General features: G+C 69.8%; 20 protein-coding genes. 8 read left to right on the top strand and 12 right to left on the bottom strand.

The genetic code is table 11. The features are described from left to right. Positions 1 to 15: 15 nt before the first annotated feature. Both U8525_RS27735 and U8525_RS27740 read right to left on the bottom strand, forming a co-directional pair. Positions 16 to 927 carry an ABC transporter ATP-binding protein gene (locus U8525_RS27735; protein WP_374269664.1) on the bottom strand — a complete coding sequence of 304 codons (912 nt, stop codon included), beginning with the start codon at positions 925 to 927 and terminating at the stop codon, positions 16 to 18. Next, the gene (locus tag U8525_RS27740) at positions 924 to 1,757 is read right to left on the bottom strand and encodes an ABC transporter permease (protein WP_374269694.1); all 834 of its coding nucleotides are present in this window, start codon (positions 1,755 to 1,757) and stop codon (positions 924 to 926) included. Before U8525_RS27740 ends, U8525_RS27735 begins: the two co-directional genes overlap by 4 nt. A 203-nt stretch (positions 1,758 to 1,960) precedes the next feature. Here U8525_RS27740 and U8525_RS27745 point away from each other — a divergent pair, with 203 nt between their 5' ends. Further along, complete coding sequence (locus U8525_RS27745) at positions 1,961 to 3,532, top strand: penicillin-binding transpeptidase domain-containing protein (RefSeq protein WP_374269665.1); 1,572 nt, start codon at positions 1,961 to 1,963, stop codon at positions 3,530 to 3,532. A gap of 8 nt (positions 3,533 to 3,540) precedes the next feature. Here U8525_RS27745 and U8525_RS27750 read toward each other — a convergent pair whose 3' ends face one another. Next, complete coding sequence (locus U8525_RS27750; protein WP_374269667.1) at positions 3,541 to 4,737, bottom strand: DUF4388 domain-containing protein; 1,197 nt, start codon at positions 4,735 to 4,737, stop codon at positions 3,541 to 3,543. Between the two features lie 21 nt (positions 4,738 to 4,758). Between U8525_RS27750 and U8525_RS27755 the strand changes: the two genes are divergently transcribed. From U8525_RS27755 to U8525_RS27775, 5 genes are all read left to right on the top strand, one after another. Then, a complete protein-coding gene (locus tag U8525_RS27755) occupies positions 4,759 to 5,037 on the top strand; it encodes a glutaredoxin family protein (RefSeq protein WP_374269668.1) in 279 nt (92 codons plus the stop codon). Positions 5,038 to 5,157: 120 nt separating this feature from the next. Then, positions 5,158 to 6,111: a GGDEF domain-containing protein gene (locus tag U8525_RS27760; RefSeq protein ID WP_374269669.1), complete on the top strand. Its 954-nt coding sequence runs from the start codon at positions 5,158 to 5,160 to the stop codon at positions 6,109 to 6,111. Positions 6,112 to 6,157: 46 nt separating this feature from the next. Continuing rightward, positions 6,158 to 7,819 carry a sigma 54-interacting transcriptional regulator gene (locus U8525_RS27765; protein ID WP_374269671.1) on the top strand — a complete coding sequence of 554 codons (1,662 nt, stop codon included), beginning with the start codon at positions 6,158 to 6,160 and terminating at the stop codon, positions 7,817 to 7,819. A gap of 126 nt (positions 7,820 to 7,945) precedes the next feature. Next, the gene (locus U8525_RS27770) at positions 7,946 to 8,764 is read left to right on the top strand and encodes an NAD-dependent epimerase/dehydratase family protein (RefSeq protein ID WP_374269672.1); all 819 of its coding nucleotides are present in this window, start codon (positions 7,946 to 7,948) and stop codon (positions 8,762 to 8,764) included. A gap of 144 nt (positions 8,765 to 8,908) precedes the next feature. Beyond that, the gene (locus U8525_RS27775; RefSeq protein ID WP_374269674.1) at positions 8,909 to 11,650 is read left to right on the top strand and encodes a N,N-dimethylformamidase beta subunit family domain-containing protein; all 2,742 of its coding nucleotides are present in this window, start codon (positions 8,909 to 8,911) and stop codon (positions 11,648 to 11,650) included. On the opposite strand, the gene U8525_RS27780 is transcribed toward U8525_RS27775, so the two are convergent. Next, entirely contained in the window at positions 11,647 to 13,254 is a 1,608-nt protein-coding gene (locus U8525_RS27780) for a cation:proton antiporter (RefSeq protein WP_374269676.1), read from the bottom strand. The genes U8525_RS27775 and U8525_RS27780 overlap by 4 nt on opposite strands. Before the next feature lie 263 nt (positions 13,255 to 13,517). Between U8525_RS27780 and U8525_RS27785 the strand changes: the two genes are divergently transcribed. Together U8525_RS27785 and U8525_RS27790 are read left to right on the top strand one after the other, a co-directional pair. Continuing rightward, a complete protein-coding gene (locus U8525_RS27785) occupies positions 13,518 to 14,084 on the top strand; it encodes a tetratricopeptide repeat protein (protein WP_374269677.1) in 567 nt (188 codons plus the stop codon). A 96-nt stretch (positions 14,085 to 14,180) separates the two neighbouring features. Continuing rightward, complete coding sequence (locus tag U8525_RS27790; protein WP_374269678.1) at positions 14,181 to 15,320, top strand: 3-deoxy-7-phosphoheptulonate synthase; 1,140 nt, start codon at positions 14,181 to 14,183, stop codon at positions 15,318 to 15,320. Here U8525_RS27790 and U8525_RS27795 read toward each other — a convergent pair. The 8 genes from U8525_RS27795 to U8525_RS27830 all read right to left on the bottom strand — a co-directional run bounded on the left by U8525_RS27795 (position 15,310) and on the right by U8525_RS27830 (position 23,718). Further along, on the bottom strand, positions 15,310 to 16,143 hold the full coding sequence (locus U8525_RS27795) for a prephenate dehydratase (RefSeq protein ID WP_374269680.1): 834 nt from the start codon (positions 16,141 to 16,143) through the stop codon (positions 15,310 to 15,312). The genes U8525_RS27790 and U8525_RS27795 overlap by 11 nt on opposite strands. Beyond that, on the bottom strand, positions 16,136 to 17,278 hold the full coding sequence (pheA, locus tag U8525_RS27800) for a prephenate dehydratase (RefSeq protein WP_374269682.1): 1,143 nt from the start codon (positions 17,276 to 17,278) through the stop codon (positions 16,136 to 16,138). The genes U8525_RS27795 and pheA overlap by 8 nt, the downstream gene beginning before the upstream one ends. Positions 17,279 to 17,330: 52 nt before the next feature. Then, positions 17,331 to 17,921, bottom strand: a complete 591-nt coding sequence (locus U8525_RS27805; protein WP_374269684.1) for a DUF4291 domain-containing protein — start codon at positions 17,919 to 17,921, stop codon at positions 17,331 to 17,333. Then, complete coding sequence (locus U8525_RS27810; RefSeq protein WP_374269686.1) at positions 17,918 to 18,385, bottom strand: EVE domain-containing protein; 468 nt, start codon at positions 18,383 to 18,385, stop codon at positions 17,918 to 17,920. Before U8525_RS27810 ends, U8525_RS27805 begins: the two co-directional genes overlap by 4 nt. A 25-nt stretch (positions 18,386 to 18,410) precedes the next feature. Next, positions 18,411 to 19,391: a WD40 repeat domain-containing protein gene (locus U8525_RS27815; RefSeq protein WP_374269688.1), complete on the bottom strand. Its 981-nt coding sequence runs from the start codon at positions 19,389 to 19,391 to the stop codon at positions 18,411 to 18,413. Between the two features lie 81 nt (positions 19,392 to 19,472). Continuing rightward, a complete protein-coding gene (locus U8525_RS27820; protein WP_374269689.1) occupies positions 19,473 to 21,842 on the bottom strand; it encodes a hypothetical protein in 2,370 nt (789 codons plus the stop codon). Positions 21,843 to 21,850: 8 nt separating this feature from the next. Further along, positions 21,851 to 23,404: a hypothetical protein gene (locus tag U8525_RS27825; RefSeq protein WP_374269691.1), complete on the bottom strand. Its 1,554-nt coding sequence runs from the start codon at positions 23,402 to 23,404 to the stop codon at positions 21,851 to 21,853. Continuing rightward, positions 23,404 to 23,718 carry a hypothetical protein gene (locus tag U8525_RS27830; RefSeq protein WP_374269692.1) on the bottom strand — a complete coding sequence of 105 codons (315 nt, stop codon included), beginning with the start codon at positions 23,716 to 23,718 and terminating at the stop codon, positions 23,404 to 23,406. Before U8525_RS27830 ends, U8525_RS27825 begins: the two co-directional genes overlap by 1 nt. Between the last annotated feature and the right edge of the window lie 127 nt (positions 23,719 to 23,845).

A 23,845-nucleotide genomic window follows, 5' to 3' on the forward strand; every position in this document is an offset into this window, starting at 1 on the left:
CCGTGGGGGGCGGGCCTACAGCAACTGGAGGACGCGGTCCTCCAGGCGGCGGCCGCGGCTGACCCCGAGGATGAGCACCTGGTGCTGGAGGAGGTGGCCGACGGTGCGGCTGATGACCTCCTCGGCCTTGTGGGCCTGGCCGTCGAAGCGCACGCGCAGCACGTCGGTGCCCTCCATGCGCGCGTCGGTGACGCCGGGCAGGGAGGTGATCTCGGGGAGGAGGACGTCGCCCCGGGCGATCTGGACGCGGAACTCGGCGCCCTGGCCGGTGAGCTCGGACATGGTGCCGGCCTGCGCGAGCGAGCCCTTGTCGAGGATGGCGGCGGCGTCGCACAGCTCCTCCAGCTCCTGGAGGTTGTGGCTGGAGACGACCACCGTCTGCGCGCCCTTCATGTCCTTGATGACCTGGCGCACCTGCGCGGCGATGCGTGGATCCAGGCCGGCGGTGGGCTCGTCCAGGAGGACGAGGGGCGGGCGGCCCATCAGGGCCTGGGCCATGGCGGCGCGCTTGGCCATGCCGTGGCTGAGCGCCTGCGTCTGGACCTGCCAGGCCTCCATCAGGCCCACCTTCTCCAGGGCGCCGCGGGCCTCGTGCTCGGGCTGGGGCAGGTCCGACAGGCGGGCCCAGTACGTGAGCAGCGCGCCCACCTCCCAGCCCGGGGGCAGCACCGCGTCCTGGGGCAGGGCGCCCACGCGGCCCTTGAGGGCGCCGGGGGTGGTGGGGGACACGCCCATCACCTGGAGCGAGCCCTCGGACGGGTAGAGGTAGCCGCACATCATGGAGAAGGTGGTCGTCTTGCCGGCGCCGTTGGGGCCGATGAGGCCGAAGATGTCCCCCTTCTGGACCTGGAGGCTCACCGCGTTGACGGCGACCTTGGGGCCGAAGTGCTTGGAGACGTTGTTCAGATGGATGGCCAGGTCGCTCACAGGTCCCTCGCGCGCAGGACGCCGTAGGCGCCGAAGAGGAAGACGGCCGCGAAGGCGGCGTAGGCCGCGCCGCTGACCGCGAACTCGGCGAGCTTCGGGTGCAGCAGGTTGACCGAGTAGTACGACGGGGACAGGTAGCGCAGGAAGCGCAGCACGTTGTCCTCGCCCACGGCGCGCCCCACGGAGTCCATCAGCCAGAAGACGAAGAGCAGGATGAAGTTGAAGACGAGGCTCACCGCGGGGCTGCGGAAGAGGCTGGAGCACAGGGTGGTGAGCGAGACGTACGCCAGGGAGAAGACGATGGTGGCGCTCCAGAACTTCAGGAGGTTGAGCACCAGCACCCCGGCGGCGAAGTCGTCGTTGATGATGCGCGCGTAGATGAAGATGGCCAGGTCGATGATCAGCACCAGCCCCACCAGCAGCGTGGCCTGGCAGAGGAACTTGCCCAGGAGCACCGAGGAGCGGCGCGCGCGCACCGTGAGGTAGCGCATGGAGCGCGGGCCCACTTCGCCGCTCACCTGATCAAAGCCCATCAGCGCGATGTAGGCGGGCAGGAAGAAGAGGGTGATCTTGAAGACGATGAGCACCACGATGGGCACCTGCTCCAGGGCCTCCATCATCGCGGCGTCGTTGTTGGCGAGGAAGCCCAGCACCCCGCGGTGCATCTGCTCCGCGGCCTGCGTGGCGAGCTCCGAGTCCCCGCCGGACTCGGCGAGCTTCGCGTTCAGCTGGGCCTGTAGATCCCGGGTGACGAAGCCCACCACGAGCAGCACCAGCGCGGAGAACATGCTGTAGAGGCCGAGCAGCACGATGGCCCGGCCGCTCTTCATGGCCCGACGCAGCTCGGCTGCCCAGATCACCAATGTCTCTTTGAGTCCGTCCAAGGTGCACAGGACCCTACTGGACCTCCGGGCACCTTCCCAGGTTTCTCGCGGGCGAAGGCGGCAGTCGAGGAGGCAAGCCGTGGACAGCGCGCTCCCAGCGACTAGGATCCGGCGGCCTGCTCCCTGCCCCCCAAGGAGAGCCCCGAAGCATGACGAAGCGCCGCCTCCTCGCCGCCTTGCCGCTGTTCCCCCTCACGCTGCTCCTGGGCGCCTCCGCGCCCGGGACGGACGCGAGCCCCGCGCCGTCACCCGCCGCCCCGTCGGATGCCCAGGCGCTGGCGCGGTCCGTGACCGCGCTGGGAACGGACGCGGGCCCCGTGGGCGCCCGCGCGCTGGTGGAGCAGGTGGAGTCCGAGCAGCGCGCCCAGGTGGCCTCGCCGGACGCAGGGGCCACCGCGGGTGTCGTGCAGGCGCCGGCCGCTGCCCCGCCTGACACCGACGCGCAGCGCCCGGCTGCTCCTTCCGTGGCGGAAGCGGAGGAGCGCGTTCCCGCGCAGGGCCTGGACACGCGCCCGGTGGATGCCCGCGCGCTGGCGGAGGCGCTGGCCGCGAAGGACGCCGCCGCGCTGGAGCCCGGCATGGTGCCTCCGCTGCCGGTGCCCTCGCGTGAGAAGGCTCCGCCGTTCGGCAGGCTCCAGGGGCTGCCCCGCGCGCAGGACCTGGTGGCGCGCGCGAAGCTGGAGGGCAACAAGCTGGTGGTGAAGGGCGGCAAGAGCGCGCCGGATCAGGTGCTCACCATCGACCCCGGCCTCCAGGCGTCCCTCACCAAGATCATGCAGAACTACCAGGTGCCCTACGGCGCCGCGGTGGTGCTGGAGCCCTCCACCGGCCGCGTCCTCGCGATGGCGGAGCACTCGGAGGCGAAGCCGGAGCTGCGCGGGCTGCCCATCCGCGCGGTGTACCCGGCCGCCAGCATCTTCAAGATCGTCACCGGCAGCGCGCTCCTGGAGGCCGGCGTGTCGCCCGACACCGAGGCCTGCTTCCACGGCGGCAAGCGCCGCCTGAGCGAGCGCCAGTTGGAGGACACCGAGCGCGACGGCGCCTGCTATTCGCTGGCGCTGGCCATGGGCAAGAGCGCCAACGTCATCTTCGCCAAGATGACCAGCAAGCACCTGACCGCGGACGCCCTCAAGCGCATGGCGGCGCGCCTGCGCTTCAACCGCGAGATCCCCTTCGCCCAGCCGCTGGACGTGTCGCTCGCGTACATCCCGGAGGACGGCTTCGCGCTCGCCAACACCGGCGCGGGCTTCGGCGACGTGTACCTGTCCCCGCTGCACGGCGCGCTGCTGGCCGCCGTCGCCGCCAACGAGGGCCGCTGGGTGGACCCCGTGCTGGTGGAGCCGGAGCCCTTCATGCCCCTGCCGGAGCCGGAGCCCGTGCTCACCCCCACCGCCGCGCACGAGCTCACCCGGATGCTGGAGGAGACCGTCACCCACGGCACCGCGCGCGGCGTCTTCCGCGAGCGCGGCTTCCAGGTGAAGGACGCGGTGGGCAAGACGGGCACGCTCGCGGACCGCGAGCCCTTCCGGGACTACTCGTGGTTCGTCGGCTTCGCGCCCAAGGACAACCCGCGCGTGGCCGTGGCCGCCCTCATCGTGAACGATCCGAAGTGGCGCATCCGCGGCTCCTACCTGGGCCGCGAGGCCCTGCGCCTGGCGCTGGAGCGCATCCCCGCGCCGGTGGAGCTGACGGCCCCCGCGGGCGCCGCCGGCAAGCACTGACGCCGCGCTCAGGACAGCGGGCGCGCGGTGAGCTTCACCAGCCCCGTGTCCACGAAGCCCTGGAAGAACTTCAGGGCCTCCAGCTCCTGGAGCGGCGACACATGCACGATGGCCGCCACGTCCCGCCGCCCGTTGATGCGCGACAGCAGGTAGCGCTCCGGTGACGTGAGGGGCAGCGTCTTCAGGTGCGCGGGCGTCACCAGCAGCGTCGGCACCCGCGACGGCTCCATCAGCGCCTTGCGCAGCTCCGTGAGCAGCCGCGCCTCCGCGTCGCGCAGCAGCTTCGTGGTGTGCTCGGTGGGCGCGATTTCATGCGCGCGCCGGGCCAGCGCCTCGCCGTCGCGCAGGTTGCCCGCGTCCAGGAAGAGCCGGGCGGCCTGGAGCACCTCGTCGGAGGAGGACTCGGAGCCGATGACGCTGCTCGAGCCCAGGTCGTCCTCGTCGTCCTCCTCCACCACGACGACCGTGTTCGCGCCGGGCTCCGGGGCGGGCAGGGGGGCCTCGTCCGACACCCGCAGCGCGTCCTGGCGGTAGAGCGCGTACAGCCGCTGGTAGAGGAAGAAGTCGGTGGCGTGCAGCGCCAGCGCCATGCCGTCGATGCTGAGGCCCTCCTTCGCGAGCTGCACGATGCGCTCGTCGATGCTTCCGGCCTTGCGGTCCGTCAGCTTGTGCGCGTCCACCTCCAGGCGCACGCGGCCGGAGGGGAAGACCGCGCGGATGGCCTGCCACGCCGTCTCGCGGAACTCGCCCTCGCGGTGCACGTCCAGCAGGTCCACGCTGACCTCCAGGCCCTCCAGCTCCGGGACGACGTCCGTGGGACGGAAGTCGAAGCCGCCCTCCTCCCAGGTGAAGGCATCCAGCAGCATCTCCCGGAACTTGTGGGAGAGCACCTGGCGCACCGTGGCCTCGGACACCGTGCCCGTCATCGTGAGGATCTTCCCCAGGAGGATGTGCGTCTCCGCCTGCGTGGCGAACGCGCGCTCCAGCTGATCCTCCGTGAGGTGGCCCTGGTTGATCAGGAACTGGCCAAAGTATTCGCGCGGCTGGTTGGAGCTGGCGGTGATGACGTTGCCCTCGCGCAGCAAGAGCTGCTTGCGCACGTCTCCCCGCTCCACGTTCAGGGTGCCGGTGGCCCGGCGATTCCCGAGGTGGACGACCAGGTCCTTGAGGGGCATCGTCGAAAAATCACCACACACGCCGCGCATCGAGCGCCCATCCTGCAACGCATGCGAGTCGATATCTACTCGAAACCCCGGTGTTCCCTCTGTGAGAAGGCCCTCGCCGTGGTCGAAGCCGTGCGGTCCCGGCTGCCGTTCGAGCTCTACGTCACCGACATCCTCCAGAGCCCGGACCTCTTCGAGGCCTGGCGTTACGACATCCCCGTGGTCCTCATCGAGGGCGTCCCTGTCTTCAAGTACAGGGTCGACGAGGCGACCCTGGAAGCCCGGATCCGCGAGGTGATGAATGGCATACCCATTGCTAAAACCGTGGGCCAGGATGGGTAACGAAGTGTCCTTCGCTAAGAAATCCGGGGGGATACGAAGGGCTCAGGAGTGACGGGGCTGTAAATCTGGGCGGGCAGGAGGGGTGGTGGGGAAGAAAATGCTGGAAGGGAGGGCGGGGCGGTGGGCGTGAAGCGCAAGCGAGCGGGGAAGTCGGGCCAGCCTCCGACCGTGCTGCTGGTGGAGCCGCGCGCGGAGGACCTGGAGCGCACCCGGGCGCTCCTGGGGGAGGCCGGCTTTCGCGTCGTCCCCCTCACGCGCTTCGATGCGGCGGTGCCCCTGTTCGAGGTGATCCGCCCGGACGCGGTGCTGCTGGCCGCGCAGCCGCCGGACTTCGCGGCGGTGCAGACGGCGCGGCGCCTGCGGCAGGTGGGGCGCGGCACGGTTCCCATGCTGTACCTGGTGGATTCGCACGACCGGGACGCGTGGCGCTTCTGCGTGGAGAAGGGGCAGTGCGTGGACGTGGTGCCGCGCACGGCGGAGGGCGCGGAGCTGTCCCTGAAGCTGCACGCGCAGATGCGGCTGAAGCAGTCGGTGGAGCGCGCGGCGGCCGGGGAGGAGGCCGGCACGGCGCTCGCTCTGCATGATCCGGTGACGGGGCTCTACAACCGGCCGTTCCTCCTGGCCCTCATCGGGCTGGAGGCGCGGCGGACGGAGCGCTACGGCGGGACGTTCTCGGTGGTGGCGGCGGAGGTGACGGGGGGGAGCGCGCTTCGCAAGGAGCACGGCAAGAGCATGGCGGAGCGGCTGCTCGTCTACAGCGCGGTGGTGCTAGGCCAGACGGTGCGCGAGGCCGACGCGGTGGCGCGGGTGGGGGAGTGCGAGTTCGCCATGCTGCTGCCGGGCACTCCCGCGGAGGCGGTGCCGGACGTGCTGGCCCGGGTGGAGGCCCGGTTCGAGGCCGCCCGGTTCCAGATGGAGGGTCGCGTGGTGCGCACGGCGCTGGAGTTGGGGGCGGTGAGCTTCCCGGACACGGTGGGGGCGCCCACCCAGCTCCTGGGCGCGGCGCTCCAGACCTTGAGGCGGACACGCGAGCTACGGCGGGCAGCCTGTCCAGCCCGCCTGATGTCGGTTTGATTCAGTTCACGAGGGTTTGATGCACAGGGCGAGCGGAGGCGAGGGGATGGATCGGATCGCGGTGCTGGTGGTGGATGACGAGGAGTCGGTGCGCACCTTCCTGTCCGAGCTGCTGGGCAGCTCGGGGTACCAGGTGCGCTGCGCGTCGAGCGGGACGCAGGCGCTGGAGATGCTCTCCGGCGGTTCGTTCGACGCGGTCCTCCTGGACGTGGTGATGCCGGAGATGAGCGGCCTGGAGGTGCTCCGGCGCTACCGGAGCACGGGGGGCACGGCCCCGGTCATCGTGTTGAGCGCGCTGTCGGGCGCGGACGACGCGGTGCGGGCGCTGAAGATGGGCGCCTCCGACTATCTGGCGAAGCCCTTTGGCAACGACGAGCTGCAGGACGTGCTCGCGCGCGCCCTGGGGACCCGCGTGCCGGAGCGGCAGGCGTCCGCGCCCGCGCCCCGCGTGGTGATCACGCCCGCGGAGGCCGCGGCGGAGGCCCGCGTGCTCATCTCCACGTCGCCGGCCATGCGCCGCGCGCGCGCGCTGGTGGAGCGCATCGCGGACACGGACGTGCCGGTGCTGCTCCTGGGGGAGTCCGGCACGGGCAAGGAGGTCATCGCCCGGGAGATCCACGCGCGCAGCCAGCGCCATGGCCGGCCGTTCATCAAGGTGAACTGCGCGGCGCTGCCGGGCGAGCTGCTGGAGAGCGAGCTGTTCGGCCACGAGCGGGGCGCGTTCACCGGCGCCACGGCGGAGAAGCCGGGCAAGTTCGAGCTGGCGGATCAGGGCACCATCTTCCTGGACGAGATCGGCGAGATGGCCATCCGCCTCCAGGCGAAGCTGCTCCAGGTGCTCCAGGACGAGGAGTTCTTCCGCGTCGGTGGCAAGAAGAGCGTCCGCGTGGACAGCCGCGTGGTGGTGGCGACGAACCGCGACCTGGAGAAGGAGATCGCGCTCGGCAACTTCCGCGAGGACCTCTACTACCGCCTCAACGTGGTGGCCATCCGCCTGCCGCCCCTGCGCGAGCGCCGCGAGGACGTGGTGCCGCTCACCGACCACTTCCTGAAGCGGTACGGCCGGGGCTTCATGACGAACGTGTCCGAGCTGCCCTCGGAGGTGCTCCACGCGTTCAGCGAGTATGAGTGGCCGGGCAACGTGCGCGAGCTGGAGAACATGGTGCGCCGGCTGTGCGTGCTGAAGGATCCGACCCTGGTGCTGGATGAGATCCACGCCAACGGCCGCGCGCCGGCGAGCGCCCCGTCGCTGCCCACGTCGTTCGGCGGTGGGGACGACTTCATCCCGACCCCGTCGCGCCACGTGGAGGAGGTGGCCCGCGTCTTCGCGGCCCCGCCGACCGTGTCCTCGGCGACGGCGGGCTCCGGCGTGCAGGTGCTGGAGATGCCCGTGCGCGGCGCGTCGCTGACGCCCGCTCCGGTGCTGGATGCCGCGCCGTCCAACGCCGTGACGCCGCAGCGGTACGCGAACCCGTTCGACGCGCCGCAGCCGCCGCCCCCGCCGCCGCCGGCCGGGGAGCTGTCGCTCAAGGACATCGGCAAGCGGGCGGCGATGCTCGCGGAGCGCGAGGCCATCCTCGCGATGCTCCAGCGCACCGCGTGGAACAAGCGCCGCGCGGCGGGCAAGCTGCGCATCAGCTACAAGGCGCTGCTCTACAAGATCAAGGAGTGCGGCATCATCGACCCTCGCGCCAGCGCGGAGTTCTGAGCCGCGCGCAGGGGCTGGGCGTGAAGCCGTGAGGTGACGGCCCTCCTTCCGGATGACGGGAGGAGGGCCGTTCTCTTGGGCCCCGGGCCTTGCGCGGAGCGGGCGTTGCCCGGTATCGCGGAGGCCATGACCGCTCCGCTCCTCCTCCTTGGCTGTGGTTACACGCTCACGCGGCTCGCGGTGGCGGAGGCCCGCGCGGGCCGGGAGGTCCTGGCCACGACCCGGGATGCCTCCCGCCGCTCGGTGCTGGAGGGCGCGGGCGTCCGGGTGCTGTCGATGGAGGCCGCCCTGGCTCGCGCGGAGGGCGCGCACGTCGTGGACTCCGTTCCTCCGGAGGCCGGGCTGGATGCGCGGTTCGCGGAGGCCCTGTCGCGCTCGCGTCCCTCGCGGCTCGTCTACCTGTCCTCCACGGGCGTCTATGGCTCCGCGCGCGGGGACGTGGATGAGGCGACGCCCGTCGACCGGACCTCCGCCGCCTCCCGTGCGCGACTGGACGCGGAGGCGCTCTTCCTCCCCCTGGGCGCGAGCGTGATGCGCATCGCGGGCATCTACGGCCCGGGGCGCGGCACGTCCGGCCGCCTGAAGGCGGGCACGCTGCGCCTCCCGGACTCAGGTGGGGGACGACTCTCGCGCATCCACGTGGATGACCTGGTGGACGCGGTGCGTGTGGTGCTCGAGCGCGGGGGGCCGGGCGAGGTGTACTGCGCGGCCGACCGTCGGCCCGCGACGCAGGAGGAGGCGGCCTCGTGGCTGTGTGAGCGGCTGGGGCTCCCCCTGCCGCCGCGCGTGCCCTTCGAGTCCCTCCATGAGTCCCTGCGCGGCGACCGCGCCATCCGCGCCGCGAAGCTGGAGGCCCTGGGCTGGACGCCTCGGTACCCGGACTTCACCACCGGCTTCCTCGCGGCCATGGAGGAGGAGGCGCGCCAGGGGCAGGGCGTGGGGTGACCTGGCGTCCGCCGCATTCCGGACGCTCGCGGCGCTCGAGCCCCTCCTGTCGGACATGCGGCCAAGGAGCGGGGCCCACGAGCGTTGGGAGGGATAGCAGGGGCCGCGCCACGCCAGACGGCCCCCGGGGGGATGCGCATGTGGATGTCCGTCGTGGTCGCGGTGCTTGTGTCCACGGTCGGCGAGCCCGGGCTGATGGCCCGAGAGAACGCCGAGCCGGGCAGCGCGGAGTGGAGGCTCACCCGCGCCGCGGTGTCCTCGCAGCTGGAAGGCTACGCGGGCGCGACCAGCGTCCAACACGGGGCGTCCATCGACATCCACGCGCGGACCGACGGCAACCACACCGTGCGGTGGGAGCTGTACCGGATGGGCTACTACGACGGCCTGGGGTCCCGGAAGATGGCCACCGGCGGCCCGGTGAACGTCGGGCCCCAGGCAGATCCGGTGCCGGACCCCGCGACGGGGCTGGTGGAGTGCCGCTGGCCCACGTCCTTCACCATCCAGACCCAGGCGACGTGGCCCAGCGGCGTCTACCTGGTCAAGCTCATCCGCGAGGACGGGCTCCAGTCCTACGTCCTCTTCGTGGTGCGCGCGGACGAGCGCAAGGGCGTGGCCCTGGTGCAGATCCCGTTCACCACCTTCCAGGCCTACAACACCTGGGGCGGTGAGAGCCTCTACGTGGACTCGCTGGGCCTCACCGGCGGCCACGCGAAGATCGTCTCCTTCGACCGGCCGTTCGCGGATGGAGGCGGGGCGGGCGAGTACTTCTACTACGTGCACTCCTTCGTCCAGTGGGCCGAGTCCCGCGGCTATGAGCTGTCCTACGTGACGAACGTGGACCTGGACCGCGACCCGTCGCTCGTGCGGGGCCAGAAGCTGTTCATCGCCGTGGGCCACGACGAGTACTGGTCCCGGCCCGCGCGCGCGGCGGTGGAGGCCGCGCTGGCCTCCGGGGTGAACCTGGCGGCGCTCGCGGGCGACACCAGCTTCTGGCTCATCCGCCTGGAGCCCTCGGTCACCGGCCTCCCGTACCGCCGACAGGTCTGTTACAAGGAATGGGCGATGAAGGAGGACCCCCGCGCGGGCTCCAACGTCACCACCGTCCGCTGGCGCGACGCGCCGATCAACGAGCCGGAGAACGGCCTGTTCGGCGTGATGTCGGACTCGTGGGGGCTGGTGGAGCAGCCGTTCGTGGTGACCCACGCGGAGGCCTGGCCCTTCGAGGGGACCGGCCTGGCCAACGGCGACACGCTGCCGTCCGTCGTGGGATACGAGATGGACCGGACCTTCACCAATGGCCGCGCGCCCGCGGGCTTCACGTCGCTGGGCCACTCGCCGGTCATCAGCAACCTGGGCGTGGGCAACTGGCACGACGCCGGGCTGTACACCGCGCCGTCCGGCGCGTTCGTCTTCGCCGTCGGCGGCATCGCGTGGTCGCGCGCCCTGGCGGACCCCGGCTACGCGGACGCCCGGGTGCAGCGCATCACCAGCAACCTCTTCCAGCGCGCGGGCCTCGCGCCCGCGGGCCCGGGGGACACGTTTGGCTCGGAGAAGAGCCGGCCCGTGGACCGCACCGGGCAGGCGGCGGGCGTGGCGCTGTTCGCGGGCGCGCCCTTCCAGGAGGGGCGGGTGGACGGGCCCGCCTCCTCGGCGCGCTTCCGCCGGCCCGTGGGACTGGCCGTGGACGCCTCGGGGAACGTGTTCGTCGCCGACACCGGGAACCACGTGGTGCGGATGATCGCCAACGACGCGGCGCGGACGGTGTCCACCCTCGCGGGCACCGGCGTCGCGGGCGTGGGCGAGGGCCCGGGCGCGAGCGCCGCGCTGCGCTCCCCGCAGGCCATCGCCGTGGGGCCGGACTCGAGCCTGTATGTGGCTGACACCGGCAACCACCGCATCGTGCGCATCGCGCGGGACAGCCGCTGGACGGTGAGCACCTTCGCCGGCTCCCGCGACGGGCGCTCCGGCAACGCCGAGGGCGTGGGGACCGCCGCGCGCTTCTCCACGCCCAGCGCGCTGGCCTTCTCCGGGAACGACCTCTACGTCGTGGACACCTTCAACCACCGGCTGGGCCGGGTGACGCCGGACGGGCGGGTCACCACCGTCGTCGGGAAGCGGGGCGCGGGCAGCACCGACGGCGCCGGAGCCCAGGCGCGCTTCAAGCGTCCCACGGGCCTCGCCGTGGGGGGCGGCGCGCTGTGGGTGGTGGACACCGGCAACCGGGCGGTGCGCCGCGTGGCGCTCGACGGCGCCTTCACCACCTCCACGCCCGTGGGCAACGGCGCGGGGGGCTTCGCGGACGGCGCGGGCAGCTCGGCGCGCTTCATGCCGCTGCTGGGCGCGGCGTGGGACAACGGCCAGCTGCTCCTGACGGACACTGGCAACGCGCGCATCCGCGCGGTGGTGGACGGCCGGGCGCGCACGTTCGCGGGCACCGGCGCGCACGGCGCGAAGGATGGCGCCGCGGACAAGGCCACCTTCAGCCTGCCCACCGGCATCGCCCGGCTGCCGGATGGCACCGTGCTGGTGGTGGAGCAGGGCGCCTCCACGGTGCGCAGGCTCACGCGAGAGGGGGGAGGCGGGCCGGTCACCGGGCCCATCCCCATCATCTCCGGAGGGCCGTTCTCCAGCGCCCAGGCGCCCTACGACGTCTTCCTGGACGGCACGCTCACCCGGACGGCGGAGCCCGGCGGGTGGATCCAACGCTTCCAATGGAACTTCGGGGACGGCACCCAGGCCGAGGTGGGCTACTCCATCCACCGCTTCCAGTCCCCCGGCCGCTACACCGTCACCCTCACCGCGACGGACGGCAAGGGCGTGAGCGCGTCCGCGACGCAGGTGGTGACCGTGGGCGTGCCCGCGGCCCCCGGTGGCACCGGACGCTAGTCGGCGGCCTCCGCCCGCAGGAGCTGTTGCAGGTCGAGCTCCGACCAGTCCAGCTCCTGCTCCACCTGCTGGAACGCCGCGTCGCCGATGGTGCCGTTCGCCCGGAGCTCCGCCAGCTTCCTCCGTCCCGCGGCCATCGCGGCGCGCACCGTCCGCGCGTCCTCCGTGGGCGGGCCCCAGGGCGCGCTGGGGCTCCCCGTGCCCGTGAGGGTGTGCTCGTCCAGGAGCTGCCGCGCGCGCCGCAGCTGCAGCTCGTACCGGCGCAGCACCAGGGCCGCCATCTCCGAGCCCGGGGCGTCCCGCGTGGCCTCCAGCCCCGCGCGCAGCGTCTCCACGCGGGCGAGCCGCACTTCGTGGTCCACCTCGCCGTCGTCGCCCAGCTTCAGCCGCGACATCAGGGGCCGGAGCGTCATTCCCTGCACCACGAGCGTCCCCAGCACCACGGAGAAGGACGTGAAGAGGATGAGGTCCCGGTAGGGGAAGGCGGCGGCCCCCTCGTGGCCCGTGGGCAGCGCCAGCGCCGCCGCGAGCGTCACGATGCCCCGCATCCCGCACCAGCCCACCAGCACGGCCGCGCCCGGCGAGAGCGTGACGAGGTTGGAGCTCGACTTGCGCTGCCGCCAGCGGTTGAACGCCGCCGCCCCCAGCACCCAGGCGAAGCGCGCGAGGATGGCCGCGCCCGTCACCACCGCCGCGATGGCCGCGGACTCCAGCCACGTCGCCCGGTCGAAGCGCGCGACGATGGGCTTCAGCTGGAAGCCCACGAGCACGAAGGCCAGCACGTTCAACACGAACGTCGCCACCTCCCACACCGCGTAGGACGGGATGCGGATCCGCGCGGGGGTCATGATCGACGCCTGGCGGGAGATGGTCATCGCGTAGACCACCGTGGTCAGGATGCCGGACAGGTGCAGCCGCTCCGCGAGGATCCACACCGCGAACGTGCTGCCGAACTGGGTGATGACCGCCGTGGACACGTCCTCCACGCTGGCGTTGATGCGCAGGCTCACCCGCGACAGCACGACGCCCAGCAGGGCGCTGCCCGCCGTGACGACGAGCAGCGTGGGCACCGCGCTCCAGCCCAGCACGCCGCCCGCGGCCACGGTCCCCAGCGCGAGCCGGTAGATGAGCAGGGCGCTCGCGTCGTTGAACAGGCTCTCTCCCTCCAGGATGACCAGCAGCCGGTGCGGGGGCTTCAGCTGCTTGAGCACCGCCGTGGCCGCCGCCGCGTCCGGGGGCGCGACGATGGCGCCCAGCGCGATGGCCGCGGCCCAGGGCATCGCCGGCACCTTCCACTTCACCGCCACCGCGACGGCGACGACCGTGACCCCCACCGCCCCCAGCGCCAGGCCCGCCACCGGCCGCCAGTTCGCTCGCAGATCGCGCGGAGAGGCGTCGAAGGCCGCGTCCAGCAGCACCGGCGCGACGAACAGGGTGAGCGCCAGCTCCGGATCCAACACCAGCTCCGGGCTGCCCGGCACGAGCGCCAGCACCGCCCCGGCGAGCGCCACCAGCGCCGGGTAGGGCGTGCCCATCCGCCGGGACAGCGCCGCCAGCCCCGCGCCGCCCAGCAGCAGCGCGATGACGATCTCGAACACCAGCATGATGACCTCGGGGCGCAGCCCGCCGTGGAGTCCCGGCGACCTAGCCCAGGAGGGGGCGCCGGGGACAGTGGTGAGTTCCGGACGGCGGAACCGGCTGTCGGCTGGGAGGCGGCCCGCGTCATCAGCGGAACGCGATGGGTGCCATCAGCCGGGAAGGGGGGCCGCCTTTGCGACGCGCTGGCCCCCGGTGACAGGCTTGCGCCTTCGGGCCGTGTGGAAGCGCCCGGCCCTGATGCGAACCTTGCCCCCTGGGGGAACTGAAGATGTCCAGGTCGTTGCTGTTGGCGGCGTTCAACGAGGGCGTCCACCGTTCCATGGCCGGCAACCACGAGGCCGCCGTCCAGTCGTTCAACCAGGTCCTCGCCGTGGATCCGCGCCACTTCCCCGCGCTCACCGCGAAGGCCTCCGCCCTCAAGCAGCTGGGGCGCCTCGACGAGGCCCTGGAGGGCTTCCAGCGCGCCATCGAGCTGGACCCCTCCGCCGCGGACCCCCACCGCGAGGCCGCGCTCTGTCAGCTGGAGCTGGGCGAGCCGGAGGCCGCTTCGCTCCTGATGAACCGGGCCATCCAGCTCAACCCCACCTCCGGCTACCGCGAGGCCGCCGCCGTCGAGGTCTACCACCTGGGGAACGCGCTGCTGACCCAGGGCCGGCGGCCGGACAAGGCCCGCTACCGGCTGGCCCGCCAGGTCTTCGAGCTGGCGCTGGAGCTGTCGCCGGCCTACGTGGGGGCGGCCAAGGCCCTGGCGGACGTCTGGGAGCACCTGGGCGACCCTGCCCAGCGGGAGCACTACACCCAGCTGGCGACCCGGCTGCGCCCCGCCTCCTCCTGAGGCGGCCCGCGTCCATTTCCAGACGAATGCGGAGGGAAAGGGCGGGGTGCCGGTGTTGAATGCCGAAGCGGCCCCCCCACCAGGAGAACCCCTCGCATGATCGTGATGCTCGAACCGGATTCCCCCGAATCCGTCGTGAACGCCGTCCTCCAGCTCGCTTCGCAGTACGAGGGCGTCACCCCGCGTGCCCACGTGGTCCAGGGGGCCGAGTCCACCATCACGGAGCTGTACCTGCTGGGCTCCACCGCGCAGGTGCCGCTGGAGCCCTTCCAGCAGCTGCCCGGCGTGCGCCAGGTGGTCCGCGTCTCGCAGAAGTACCGCATCATCGGGCGGCACGGCGGTCAGCGCGGCACGGCGGGCTTCGAGTACAACGGCGTCACCTTCGACGACGACTCGGTGAACCTCTTCGCGGGCCTGTGCGCGGTGGACTCGCTGGAGAGCGTGGACGCGATGATGGCGGCGCTCGCCCGCTGCGGCATCACCACCACGCGCATGGGGGCGTACAAGCCGCGCACCAACCCGTATGAGTTCCAGGGCCTGGGCGCCAGGTGCCTGCCCTGGGTCTTCGAGTCCGCGGGCAAGCACGGCATCAAGGTCATCGCGATGGAGGTGACGCACCCGCGCCACATCGACGAGATCCACGACGCGCTGAAGAAGGCGGGCACCGCCACGGGCGTGATGCTCCAGGTGGGCACGCGCAACGCGCAGAACTTCGAGCTGCTCAAGGTGATTGGCCAGCAGCGCACCTTCCCGGTGCTCTTCAAGCGCGGCATGGGCATCACGCTGGAGGAGTCCCTCAACGCGTGCGAGTACGTGGCGAGCGAGGGCAACCCGAAGATCGTCTTCTGCCTGCGCGGCGTGAAGACGCACCTGGGCGACCCGCACCGCAACATGGTGGACTTCGCGCACGTGCCGGTGGTGCGCCGGCTCACGCGCATGCCGGTGTGCGTGGACCCGTCGCACGCGATTGGCCGCGCGGAGGCCCCGCCGGACGGGCTGCCGGACATCTTCCACGCCATTGGCCAGGGGCTCATCGCGGGCGCGTCCATGGTGCTGGTGGACTTCCACCCGACGCCGGAGAAGGCGCTGTGCGACGGGCCGCAGGCGCTGCGCCTGGAGCAGCTGGCCGCGCTCCAGCGCTACACGCAGATCGTCCGCACCGCGTACACGGAGGCCGTGCGCAACGGCGACGGGACGCAGCCCGCCGCCGCTCCGGCCAGGGCCGTCAGTCGCTGAGCGCGTAGCTGCCCAGGACCCGGAGCGACGTGCAGGCGCTCCGGGCCTCGTCCAGGGCGGCCCTCACCGGCGCGGAGTCCCCCGCGCCGTCCACGTCCAGGCACCAGCGGTAGTCCCACGCGCGGGCGCCGCCGGGCCGGGACTCCAGCCGGGCGACGTTCACCCCGTGGGCGGCGAAGGCGGTGAGCACGCCCGCGAGCGCGCCGGGGCCGTTGTCGAGCGTCAGCACCACGGACGTCTTCCACCGCGAGCCCAGGTTCGGAGGCACCGCCGGGCCCACCGCGAGGAAGCGGGTGGCGTTGTCCGGCGAGTCCGCGATGTCCTCGGCGAGCACGCTGAGCCCGTAGCGCTCCGCGGCCGCCCGGCTGGCGATGGCCGCGGTGCCCTCCAGCGCCTCCTGCGCCACGCGCCGCGCCGCCACGGCGGTGTTCGCCTCGGGGACGGGCTCCAGGTGGTGGCTTCGCAGCCAGGCTCCGCACTGCGCCAGCGCCTGGGGATGCGACAGCGCGCGCGTGAGGCCCTCCAGCGCGCGGCCCGGCGGCGCGAGCAGGCAGTGGCGCACGCGCAGGCGCAGCTCGCCGGAGAGGCGCGGGGTGAACTCCAGCAGCAGGTCCACCACCTCCGCCACGGGGCCGGCGAGCGCGCTCTCCATGGGCACCACGCCGCCGTCCACCGAGCCCCGGGCCACGGCCTCGAAGACGGCGCGGAAGGTGGGGCAGGGGATGGGGGTCACGGCGGCGCCGAAGAGGGCGCCCGTGGCCTCGTCGCCGAACGCGCCGCGCTCACCCTGGAAGGCGATGCGGCGGGGGGCGGCGTCAGCCATCGGCGGGCTCCGCGCGCGGGTACGTGCCCAGCACGCGCAGCGACGACGTGAGCGGGCGCAGGTCCTCCAGCGCCGCCGTCACCGCGGCGGACGCGGCGTGGCCCTCCACGTCCAGGTAGAAGCGGTACTTCCAGGGCGCGCCGGGGATGGGGCGCGACTCCAGCTTGGAGAGGTTCACCCCGCGCTGCGTGAGCCGCTGGAGGACCTGGCCCAGCGCGCCCGGGCGGTGCTCCAGCACCACCAGGAGCGACGTCTTGCACGGCACTTCCGGCGCGAGCGGCGTGGGCTGGCGCGCCACCTCCACGAAGCGGGTGAAGTCCGCGCCGGCGGGTTGCAGGGTGCTGGCGAGCACCACGAGCCCGAAGCGGCCCGCCGCGGATTCGCTGGCGATGGCGGCCACGGTCGGGTCGTTGCGGTCCGCGACCATCTGCGCGGAGATGGCGGTGTCCGGCCCCGACACGGCGCGGGCCCAGGGGACGTGGGTGCGCAGGAAGTCCTCGCACTGCGCCAGCGCCTGCGGATGGGAGAGCACCTCGCGCAGGTCCTCCACCTTCGCGCCCTTCACGCCCAGCAGCCGGTGGTCCACCTGGCTCACCACCTCGCCGGTGATGACGGCGTCGCCCGCGGCGAGCACGTCGTACGTCTCGTTCATGCTGCCCGCGGTGGTGTTCTCGATGGGCAGGAGCAGCAGGTCCTGCTCGCCCTGCTTGAGGGCCTCCACGGCCTGGCGGGCGGAGTCGAAGCCGGTGAGGAGCACGCCGCCCGGACGGTGGCCATAGCGCTGCCGGGCGGCCAGGTGGCTGTAGGAGCCCTCGACGCCCAGGTACCCCACGCGCAGGGGCGTGGTGTCCAGCCGGGTGACCAGGGCCTGCTGGCGGGCCACGGACATGTCCAGGATGACGCGGTAGAGGCGCTCGACCTCGTGCGGATCCAGGCCGCGCTCCGCTGCCCGGCCGCGCAGCCTGCGCAGGAGCAGGTCCTCGCGTTGCGGGTCCCGGAAGGGCCAGGCCGTCACCAGCTTGGCGCGCGCCACGTCGTCCGCCAGGGCCATGCGCCGCTGGAGGGCATCGAGGATGTCCTCGTCGATGCGTTCGATTCGCGTCCGCAGGCTCTCCAGGGAGGGGATGTCCGCCATTGCGGGAACATAACAACTCGCGTCGAGGGAGCGGACCTCCCTGGTGGGGCCCTCACATTCCCAGGCGGCGCGTGAGGTCGTGGGGGACCGGGTAGACGGACTCCCTCGGCAAGAGGCGCGTGGCCTGGTCCGCGCGGCCCTCGTCCAGGTGCTTGCGCAGCTTCTGGACCAGGGGGGTGAGGTCGGTGATGGAGACGGTCCAGTCGTCCACGAAGCGCTGGATGACGGCGCGGCTCAGGCCCACCTGGATGCTGTCGTGGGGCAGGCTCGCGCCGCGCAGCGTCCGCTCCGGGTCCCACTGGACGTGGACGGGCGCGGCGTCGAAGGCCTTGCGCCACGCGTCCGGCGAGCCGTGGGCGCGGGGCTCATGGCCGGTGAGGACGGCGGAGGCCAGCGCCTCCTCCCAGCCGGAGCGCTTGATGCGCACCGCGAGCGTGCGCTCCTGGCCGCTCTTCCGGCCCCAGTTGGACCGGTGCATGAGCCACAGGAAGCTGGGCTTGATCCACGTCATCCGGCCCACGGAGAACGGCGGGCCGAACTTCTGCTGCTTCACGGCCACGTCGGCGATGGCGTCCGGGTAGGCCTGGTACATCACGATGGTGGCGCGGTCGAAGTCGGCGCGGACTTCGCGGGCGGCGCTCATGAGCGGGCCCTGGGTTTGGGCTTGGGCCTGGCGGCGGTCTTCGGCAACCGCGTCTTGCCCATCTCGAGGACGCGCTCGAAGTGCTCGAAGGAAATGGGCGTCACGCTGAGGCGGCTGCGGGTGAGCAGCGGGAAGTCCTTGAGGGCGGGCGTGGCCTTGAGGGTGGCGAGCGTCACCGGCGCGGTGAAGGCGACCACGGGGCCCACGTCCACGGAGGCCCAGTCCTCGCCGGGGGCGGTGGGGTCCGGGCCCGGGTTCGAGAGGACGCGCGCCACGCCGACGACGGCCTTGTCCTCATTGGAGTGGTAGTAGAGGCACAGGTCCCCGGGCGTCATGGCCCGGATGTTGTTGCGCGCCTCGAAGCTGCGCACGCCCGTCCACTCCGTCCTGCCGTCCTCCTCCAGCTTCGCGTACGCGTAGACGGAGGGCTCGCTCTTGATCAACCAGTACCGCGGAGTCGCCATGGCGGCGCACCCTAGCGCAGGGCGCTCAGTAGTCCACGCTCCACAGCCCCACCGTTCCGTCTCCCTGCCCCCAGGCAATCGAGCGACCATCCGGTGAGAAGACCGCGTCGCTCGTCTGAAGGTCATTATTGTCGCCGTGTCTGAACACCCTCTCTCCCGTGTCGAACCGGTGGATGGCGAAGCCCCGGCCATCACCGCCTGCGGCTAGCAGGTCCCCCGCTGGGCTAAAATCGAGGTTGCTGGGGAGGCAGTGGAAGCCCGTGAGAGTCTTGGTGATGCGTCGCTCCCTCACATCGACCACCTCGACCTCGTTCGCGTTTCCACCCACGACCAGCAATGGTTGCGACGGGTGAAACGCCACGCTCCAGCCGAGAGGCACCTTTAACGGCAGATAGGTGGGGCTGGTGCTCTTCTCCAAATCCCAGAGCCACAGACCCGCAGGTGTCCCGTCATAGGGCGTAGCGACCATTGCGACATGACGCTCATTGGGAGAGAATGCGCAGGCATTGATCATAGCGGGAATATTGATGCCGTTAAGGCTTCGCATCAATCGCCAGTCTTTCAGGCTCCACAGTTGCGCTCCACTCTCTTCCAGCAGAACCAGCGCCATGCCTTGCCCGCTGACGCCAAAGCCTGAAACGGCGGAGGGCAATGCTTCCTCATGCCGAAGCCCTCCATCTTCGAGAGATATCGCCATGATTCGATACCGCCACGGCATGGCGGCGTCCGCGACAGGCTCGCCAATCGCCACGATGCTACCGTCGCGGAGGAAGCTTGGCTTGAAATCAGCCAGGGGAAATTCGCTCTCAATCTCGTCCTCGCTGCTGAGATGCTTCCACCAGCGCAGCCGCGAACTGCTCGTGTTCCATGCGAACAGGTGATCACCCGCCAGCGCGAAGCCAAGGTGTTGTCTCCCAGTGAAAGGGGTTCGAGGTAAACCCAGTTGCCGAAAGCGCGTCAGGCGAGCGGCGTTGTCCACGGTGATGACAGGCGGAAGGGGATTCATGCTCACTCCATGCTTCAAAGCTACCGCTGCGTCAAGCGCCACGGGAAGCGGAGGCGCGAAACGCGCCCCCGCCGCCTTGGGTCATGGACTCAGGTCCACGTGGCTCGCATCACCCCAGACTTTCAGCAGTATGTCTCGCTCTTTGAGGGTTAAATCTCTGGCGAAGGCATTCTTCGATTTGGCCATCATTGCTTGGCGGAACCACGTATTGAGGCCGTTCCTGGCTTCATTCGTTCCTTGCGGGACCAGGGCATTGGCGTCGGTCAATTTGCAGGCAATCGCCTCGTCCGACCAGTCGCCGGGGACCTTCGACACTTCCTTCTTGAGGTGGATCCGAGGACGCGCCTGAGTGCCCTGAGGGGCGATGCGAATGATGGAGCCATCCACATGGGTCCAGACCTCCTGCGCTGCGGTGGAGGACTTCTTGACGAAGCCCTTCTGCGTTAGAAGCAACTCCACCTCTGGCAGGATCATCCCCTTCATCGGAGGCAGGGTGCGTACAGTGCCTCCCAGGTTCTTCACGAAGAGCGCCTCGTGAACGGCTGGACTCCATGGCCAGTTGAGGTTCAGAGTGGTGACCTTCTGCATTGCGCCGCCGCCCACAGAAGGGGCGAAGGTGGTGATGAACGTATCCCCATAGGTGTCCGCGAGGTGTTTGATCTGCTTCCCGGTGAGTTCCTCCAGATGGGAGAGCGCACTCTCCCCCAGCCGGGTCCGCAGCAGGCGGGCCTCGGTAGCTCCCAGGTCCACCACCAGATTGTCCAGGATGCGGCCAACGCGCCCCGCGACGGGGGCCACAGCCATGACGCCGTGCCAGAAGGCGCCGCTTCCGATGACGACACCCAGGCCTGAAGCAATCCGTTCCTCCGCTGAGAGTTCCTCGCCGCCTGGTATGCAGAACTTCTTGCCGGTCACAGCCTCGCACAGGTCGAGGACGTCTCCCACCGGCGTAAAGCCAACCGCGAACCTGCTAACTTCCACTGCCGCCGTGGCAATGGAGTTCGTGAGCCGCGTGAGTTCCGCCAGGGCGGAGAGGTCCACGCTGAAGATGGACGCGGCAGCCCCTTGCAGCATCGCGTTGATGGTGTCGAGAATCAGCTGTTCCTCGGGTGACATCGTTGAGTCCCAGCCTGACAGTGCATCCTTCAGGGCCGTGGCCGCCTGGGGCGTCCGGGCCATGAGCACGGAATCCAGCCGGACGCGGATGTTCACGGGGATGGGACTATCCAGGAACCAGCCCGACTCATCCATGAAGTTGCGCACGTAGTTCGCCACCCCATGGCGGGCGTTGAGGAATGCTCCCCACTCCTCAGTCGAAACCGCGGCCCGGGCTTCGAGTGAGCGTTGCATGGCTGCCACGTTGGTGCGCCAAGCGCGAACAGTGCTCAGGAAGCCCATCCGGTCCTGGCTGGCTGTATTCCCCATTTGTTGCTGGAGACGGCTCAGGACCTGCTGTGCATATACGGCATAGAAGTCGTGTTCGGGAGCGAAGTCCTCATTGGGCTCGACTTCAGGAACCGTGACGTCCTGAACGTCGTCCAGGCCGTTGCCCGGCTCAAAGTGGTCAGGGGAACTCAGGTCATGGCCCGCTTGCGCTACGGCGGCTTCCACCAGGGAAGTGGCTTCGTCCACGTGCAGACCCAACTCCGCGGTGATGCGGGCGATCTCCGCGCGAAGCTGCTCGATGTTCTTCTTGAGGTCCGCCACGAGCGCCACGAGTGCCTGTCGTGTTGCAGTGGGCACATCTGGATAGCGCCGGAGGAGTGTGTCGAGCTCCGCTGCGGTCAGTTCGTCGAATCCCTTCTGGAGCAGCGTTTCAAGCTCGGCTTCGAGGTTATCGAGCCGGGCCTGCTGAGCCCCCAGGTCGGCGATCTGATTCGCGTTGCCTAGGAGCTTGTTGCGGTCCTCGTTGATGGCCCGCTCAAGCGCATCGATTCTATCCGCCAGACCAGGATTCAGGTCGCGCAATCCGAAGCTGACATTGGTCTTTCCGCTGTAAGCGACGCCTTGACGCTCAATGGCGAAAAGCGGGAGGGGCGGGTGACCGGCTCGGTGGAGCTTGACGAGCTCCGAGGTCACAGTTCCCTCGCTGCCGCCTTGAGTGTCGACGCTGAATTTAAAGGTATTGTTGCCCGGCCTCAGCAGCACCGAATCAAACGACGCATGAAAGGCGTTGTAGCGGTCGTTGTTCCGAGCAACTCGGAACATGTTGGGGATGGTATAGGTTGGCAGTGGGAGCTGGTTGATGGAGAAGATGGGCTCTCCTTCATTGACAAGCTGAGCGCTGTTGTTGCTGCCCTTTGAGCCTACGTATGAGATTGTTTCCCAAACAATGTCAAAGCCTTCCGCGTGAGCTGATGGTGCAATGCAGAAGGCAAGCATCAGCAACAATGAGGACTTCCGCATTGGAAGAGTCAGTGCGTGCAGGGAGCCGGCGAACGAGCATTTCATCAAGCACCTCACATCCCGTCCGACACACGCAGGGCAGCGTCATGGACCGTGGTGGCAGCCTTGAGCTGGCCTGCGGTTGTCAGAGTCTCCACTTCAGCCAACATCGCTGCTGGCACATTTCCCGCCTGACGCATCATCGCCACGTTGAGTCGCAGCGTGCCGGGGAGCGTGGACGTCCTCCAGGTCTTGGCGCGAGCGAAGTCCCGTCTCATGGCGGTACATCCTGCCTCTCGCCAGGAACGGGTCCCCGCCGCAGGGGGCTCGCATGCGGGTTCGAACTGGAGGTACGACTCCATCTGGTCGAACTTCTCCGATAGGAATGACAGCTTCAGCACCGTGCTCTTTGGCGCCAGTTGCCAGAGCTGAGTGCTCCGGGTGCTCACGTCACTCAAGAATCGTTGGGATGCGGTGAGGAAGGCCTCATCCGCCAGCGCCTGCCGGGTGGCCTGATTCGCCTCCAATGCGATGAGTGCGTCACGCCGTTGCTTCATCCCCTCCAGCAGCCGATCCACGGTGGTTAGCGTCTTGTGTATGCGGGCCTCGCAGTATCCCTCGATGCCTTCCATCATCTTTCGTTCCCCAACTACTAGATCACCTAGTTGCAGACCGTGCTTTTGGATGAACTCGCGATGAGGTGTCAGGCTCGCCGCGTAGTCTTCCTGCGTTTGGGCCAGTTGGTAACGCAGCCTCCTGGCATCCATGATCAAGGCACTCGCCACTGTGCTTTCGTGATGGGCGAGGTCAGCTGCCGCGAGCAGCGCGGTCTCAAGCCCTTGGAGGTCCGCCATCGACCCCTGGGCGGCCAGAGCCTGAAGGGCGGTGACGGAGTTGGCTTCGGTGCTCCTGTACGCCTCGAACTGTCCCACAAGTGACACGATCTTTGGACTCAGGGCCTCCAGCGAGGCTCGAGCCTCGGCGACCACCAAGTCCAGCTGGGTCATGCCTGCCTTGACCTCCGCTTCTTCCATCACGACAGGATCCCTGTAAGCACTGGCCTGCATTTTGACCTGTGTCTCCACGTTCTTGGTGATCGTGCTCAATCGCTCCGTCCCTTCGGCGATGAGCAGTATTTGCTGATTGTAACGGACCTTTCGCTCCTCTGAATGAAGGAACAGACTCCGATGTAGCGTTTCGGCGCTCTGCTGGGTGGTTTTTAGGAAATCAATGACTTGGTTCTGTGCCTCAAGCCAAGCCACAATCTCAGCGGTGGAGGCGTTCGCTTCCGGAGACGTGGCCCACACCTGAATGGGCTGGTAGCGGCAGGTGAGATCTGCACCGCATTGATTGATCTGATCGCTGAGAATCTGATCGTAGACCCCTTGAGGAGTTTGCGGCGGACGGTCGCAAACATGACGGTCATGATGTCCCGGGCGTATGGCGCAGAACATGGGGATGTAGTCCGTCGTGCGTTGTTTCTGGGTGTTCACCTGTATTTCTTTCGGGCGCGACTCCTGTGCGCAGCCCAGTCCCAAGGTCGCGACGAGCGCGGCTTTGAGCCATCTGAGATAAGTATTTGATTCCATGCTTTTTGTTTTGCTGTTGTGCGGGGATGTGTCGAGCATCAGGGCAGCCAGGGTGCGAGTTGTGCCAGTGCCAGTGATTTCTTGTTCTTGAGCCGGATGGCCTCGGTCTTCGCGGCCTCGTAGAGCTGGGCGTAGTCCGGGGGATTTTCGCCCTGGTGAGCGAGGATCGCGTTCAGCCGTGCCAGGATCTCAGCCGCGCCCGGGCCGAGGTGATCCTCCAGGGTCATGACGGTTCCGTCCGGGCGCTGCCAGTCCTCGGGCTGGCCGAGCACCCAGAGCGAGCTGTGGAGGCGCAGCAGTGCTAGGCGCTCCTCGAACGACAGGTCCCCGCAGTCGAGGATCATCGATTCCATGGGTCAAGTCCCGAATCTTGTGTAGTTGGTTCGGAGGGGGTTCGGGGGAGGGAGGCTCCTTGGCGGTATCAAGCAGCGGCAGTGTCAGGGGGTGATTTCAGCAGAGACATGTCGAGGTAGCGGCGGT

The sequence above is a fragment of the Corallococcus sp. RDP092CA genome, from assembly GCF_041903675.1.
Lineage (GTDB): Bacteria > Myxococcota > Myxococcia > Myxococcales > Myxococcaceae > Corallococcus.

Bases quoted from the DNA above. Each gene is read 5' to 3' on its own strand.
- U8525_RS27740 (WP_374269694.1), bottom strand. From the start codon at position 1,757: ATGAAGAGCGGCCGGGCCATCGTGCTGCTCGGCCTCTACAGCATGTTC.
- U8525_RS27815 (WP_374269688.1), bottom strand. From the start codon at position 19,391: ATGAATCCCCTTCCGCCTGTCATCACCGTGGACAACGCCGCTCGCCTG.
- U8525_RS27780 (WP_374269676.1), bottom strand. From the start codon at position 13,254: ATGCTGGTGTTCGAGATCGTCATCGCGCTGCTGCTGGGCGGCGCGGGG.
- U8525_RS27825 (WP_374269691.1), bottom strand. From the start codon at position 23,404: ATGCTCGACACATCCCCGCACAACAGCAAAACAAAAAGCATGGAATCA.
- U8525_RS27790 (WP_374269678.1), top strand. From the start codon at position 14,181: ATGATCGTGATGCTCGAACCGGATTCCCCCGAATCCGTCGTGAACGCC.
- U8525_RS27765 (WP_374269671.1), top strand. From the start codon at position 6,158: ATGGATCGGATCGCGGTGCTGGTGGTGGATGACGAGGAGTCGGTGCGC.
- U8525_RS27755 (WP_374269668.1), top strand. From the start codon at position 4,759: ATGCGAGTCGATATCTACTCGAAACCCCGGTGTTCCCTCTGTGAGAAG.
- U8525_RS27810 (WP_374269686.1), bottom strand. From the start codon at position 18,385: ATGGCGACTCCGCGGTACTGGTTGATCAAGAGCGAGCCCTCCGTCTAC.
- U8525_RS27775 (WP_374269674.1), top strand. From the start codon at position 8,909: ATGTCCGTCGTGGTCGCGGTGCTTGTGTCCACGGTCGGCGAGCCCGGG.
- U8525_RS27750 (WP_374269667.1), bottom strand. From the start codon at position 4,737: ATGCGCGGCGTGTGTGGTGATTTTTCGACGATGCCCCTCAAGGACCTG.
- U8525_RS27830 (WP_374269692.1), bottom strand. From the start codon at position 23,718: ATGGAATCGATGATCCTCGACTGCGGGGACCTGTCGTTCGAGGAGCGC.
- U8525_RS27805 (WP_374269684.1), bottom strand. From the start codon at position 17,921: ATGAGCGCCGCCCGCGAAGTCCGCGCCGACTTCGACCGCGCCACCATC.
- U8525_RS27745 (WP_374269665.1), top strand. From the start codon at position 1,961: ATGACGAAGCGCCGCCTCCTCGCCGCCTTGCCGCTGTTCCCCCTCACG.
- U8525_RS27795 (WP_374269680.1), bottom strand. From the start codon at position 16,143: ATGGCTGACGCCGCCCCCCGCCGCATCGCCTTCCAGGGTGAGCGCGGC.
- U8525_RS27820 (WP_374269689.1), bottom strand. From the start codon at position 21,842: ATGAAATGCTCGTTCGCCGGCTCCCTGCACGCACTGACTCTTCCAATG.
- U8525_RS27785 (WP_374269677.1), top strand. From the start codon at position 13,518: ATGTCCAGGTCGTTGCTGTTGGCGGCGTTCAACGAGGGCGTCCACCGT.
- pheA (WP_374269682.1), bottom strand. From the start codon at position 17,278: ATGGCGGACATCCCCTCCCTGGAGAGCCTGCGGACGCGAATCGAACGC.
- U8525_RS27770 (WP_374269672.1), top strand. From the start codon at position 7,946: ATGACCGCTCCGCTCCTCCTCCTTGGCTGTGGTTACACGCTCACGCGG.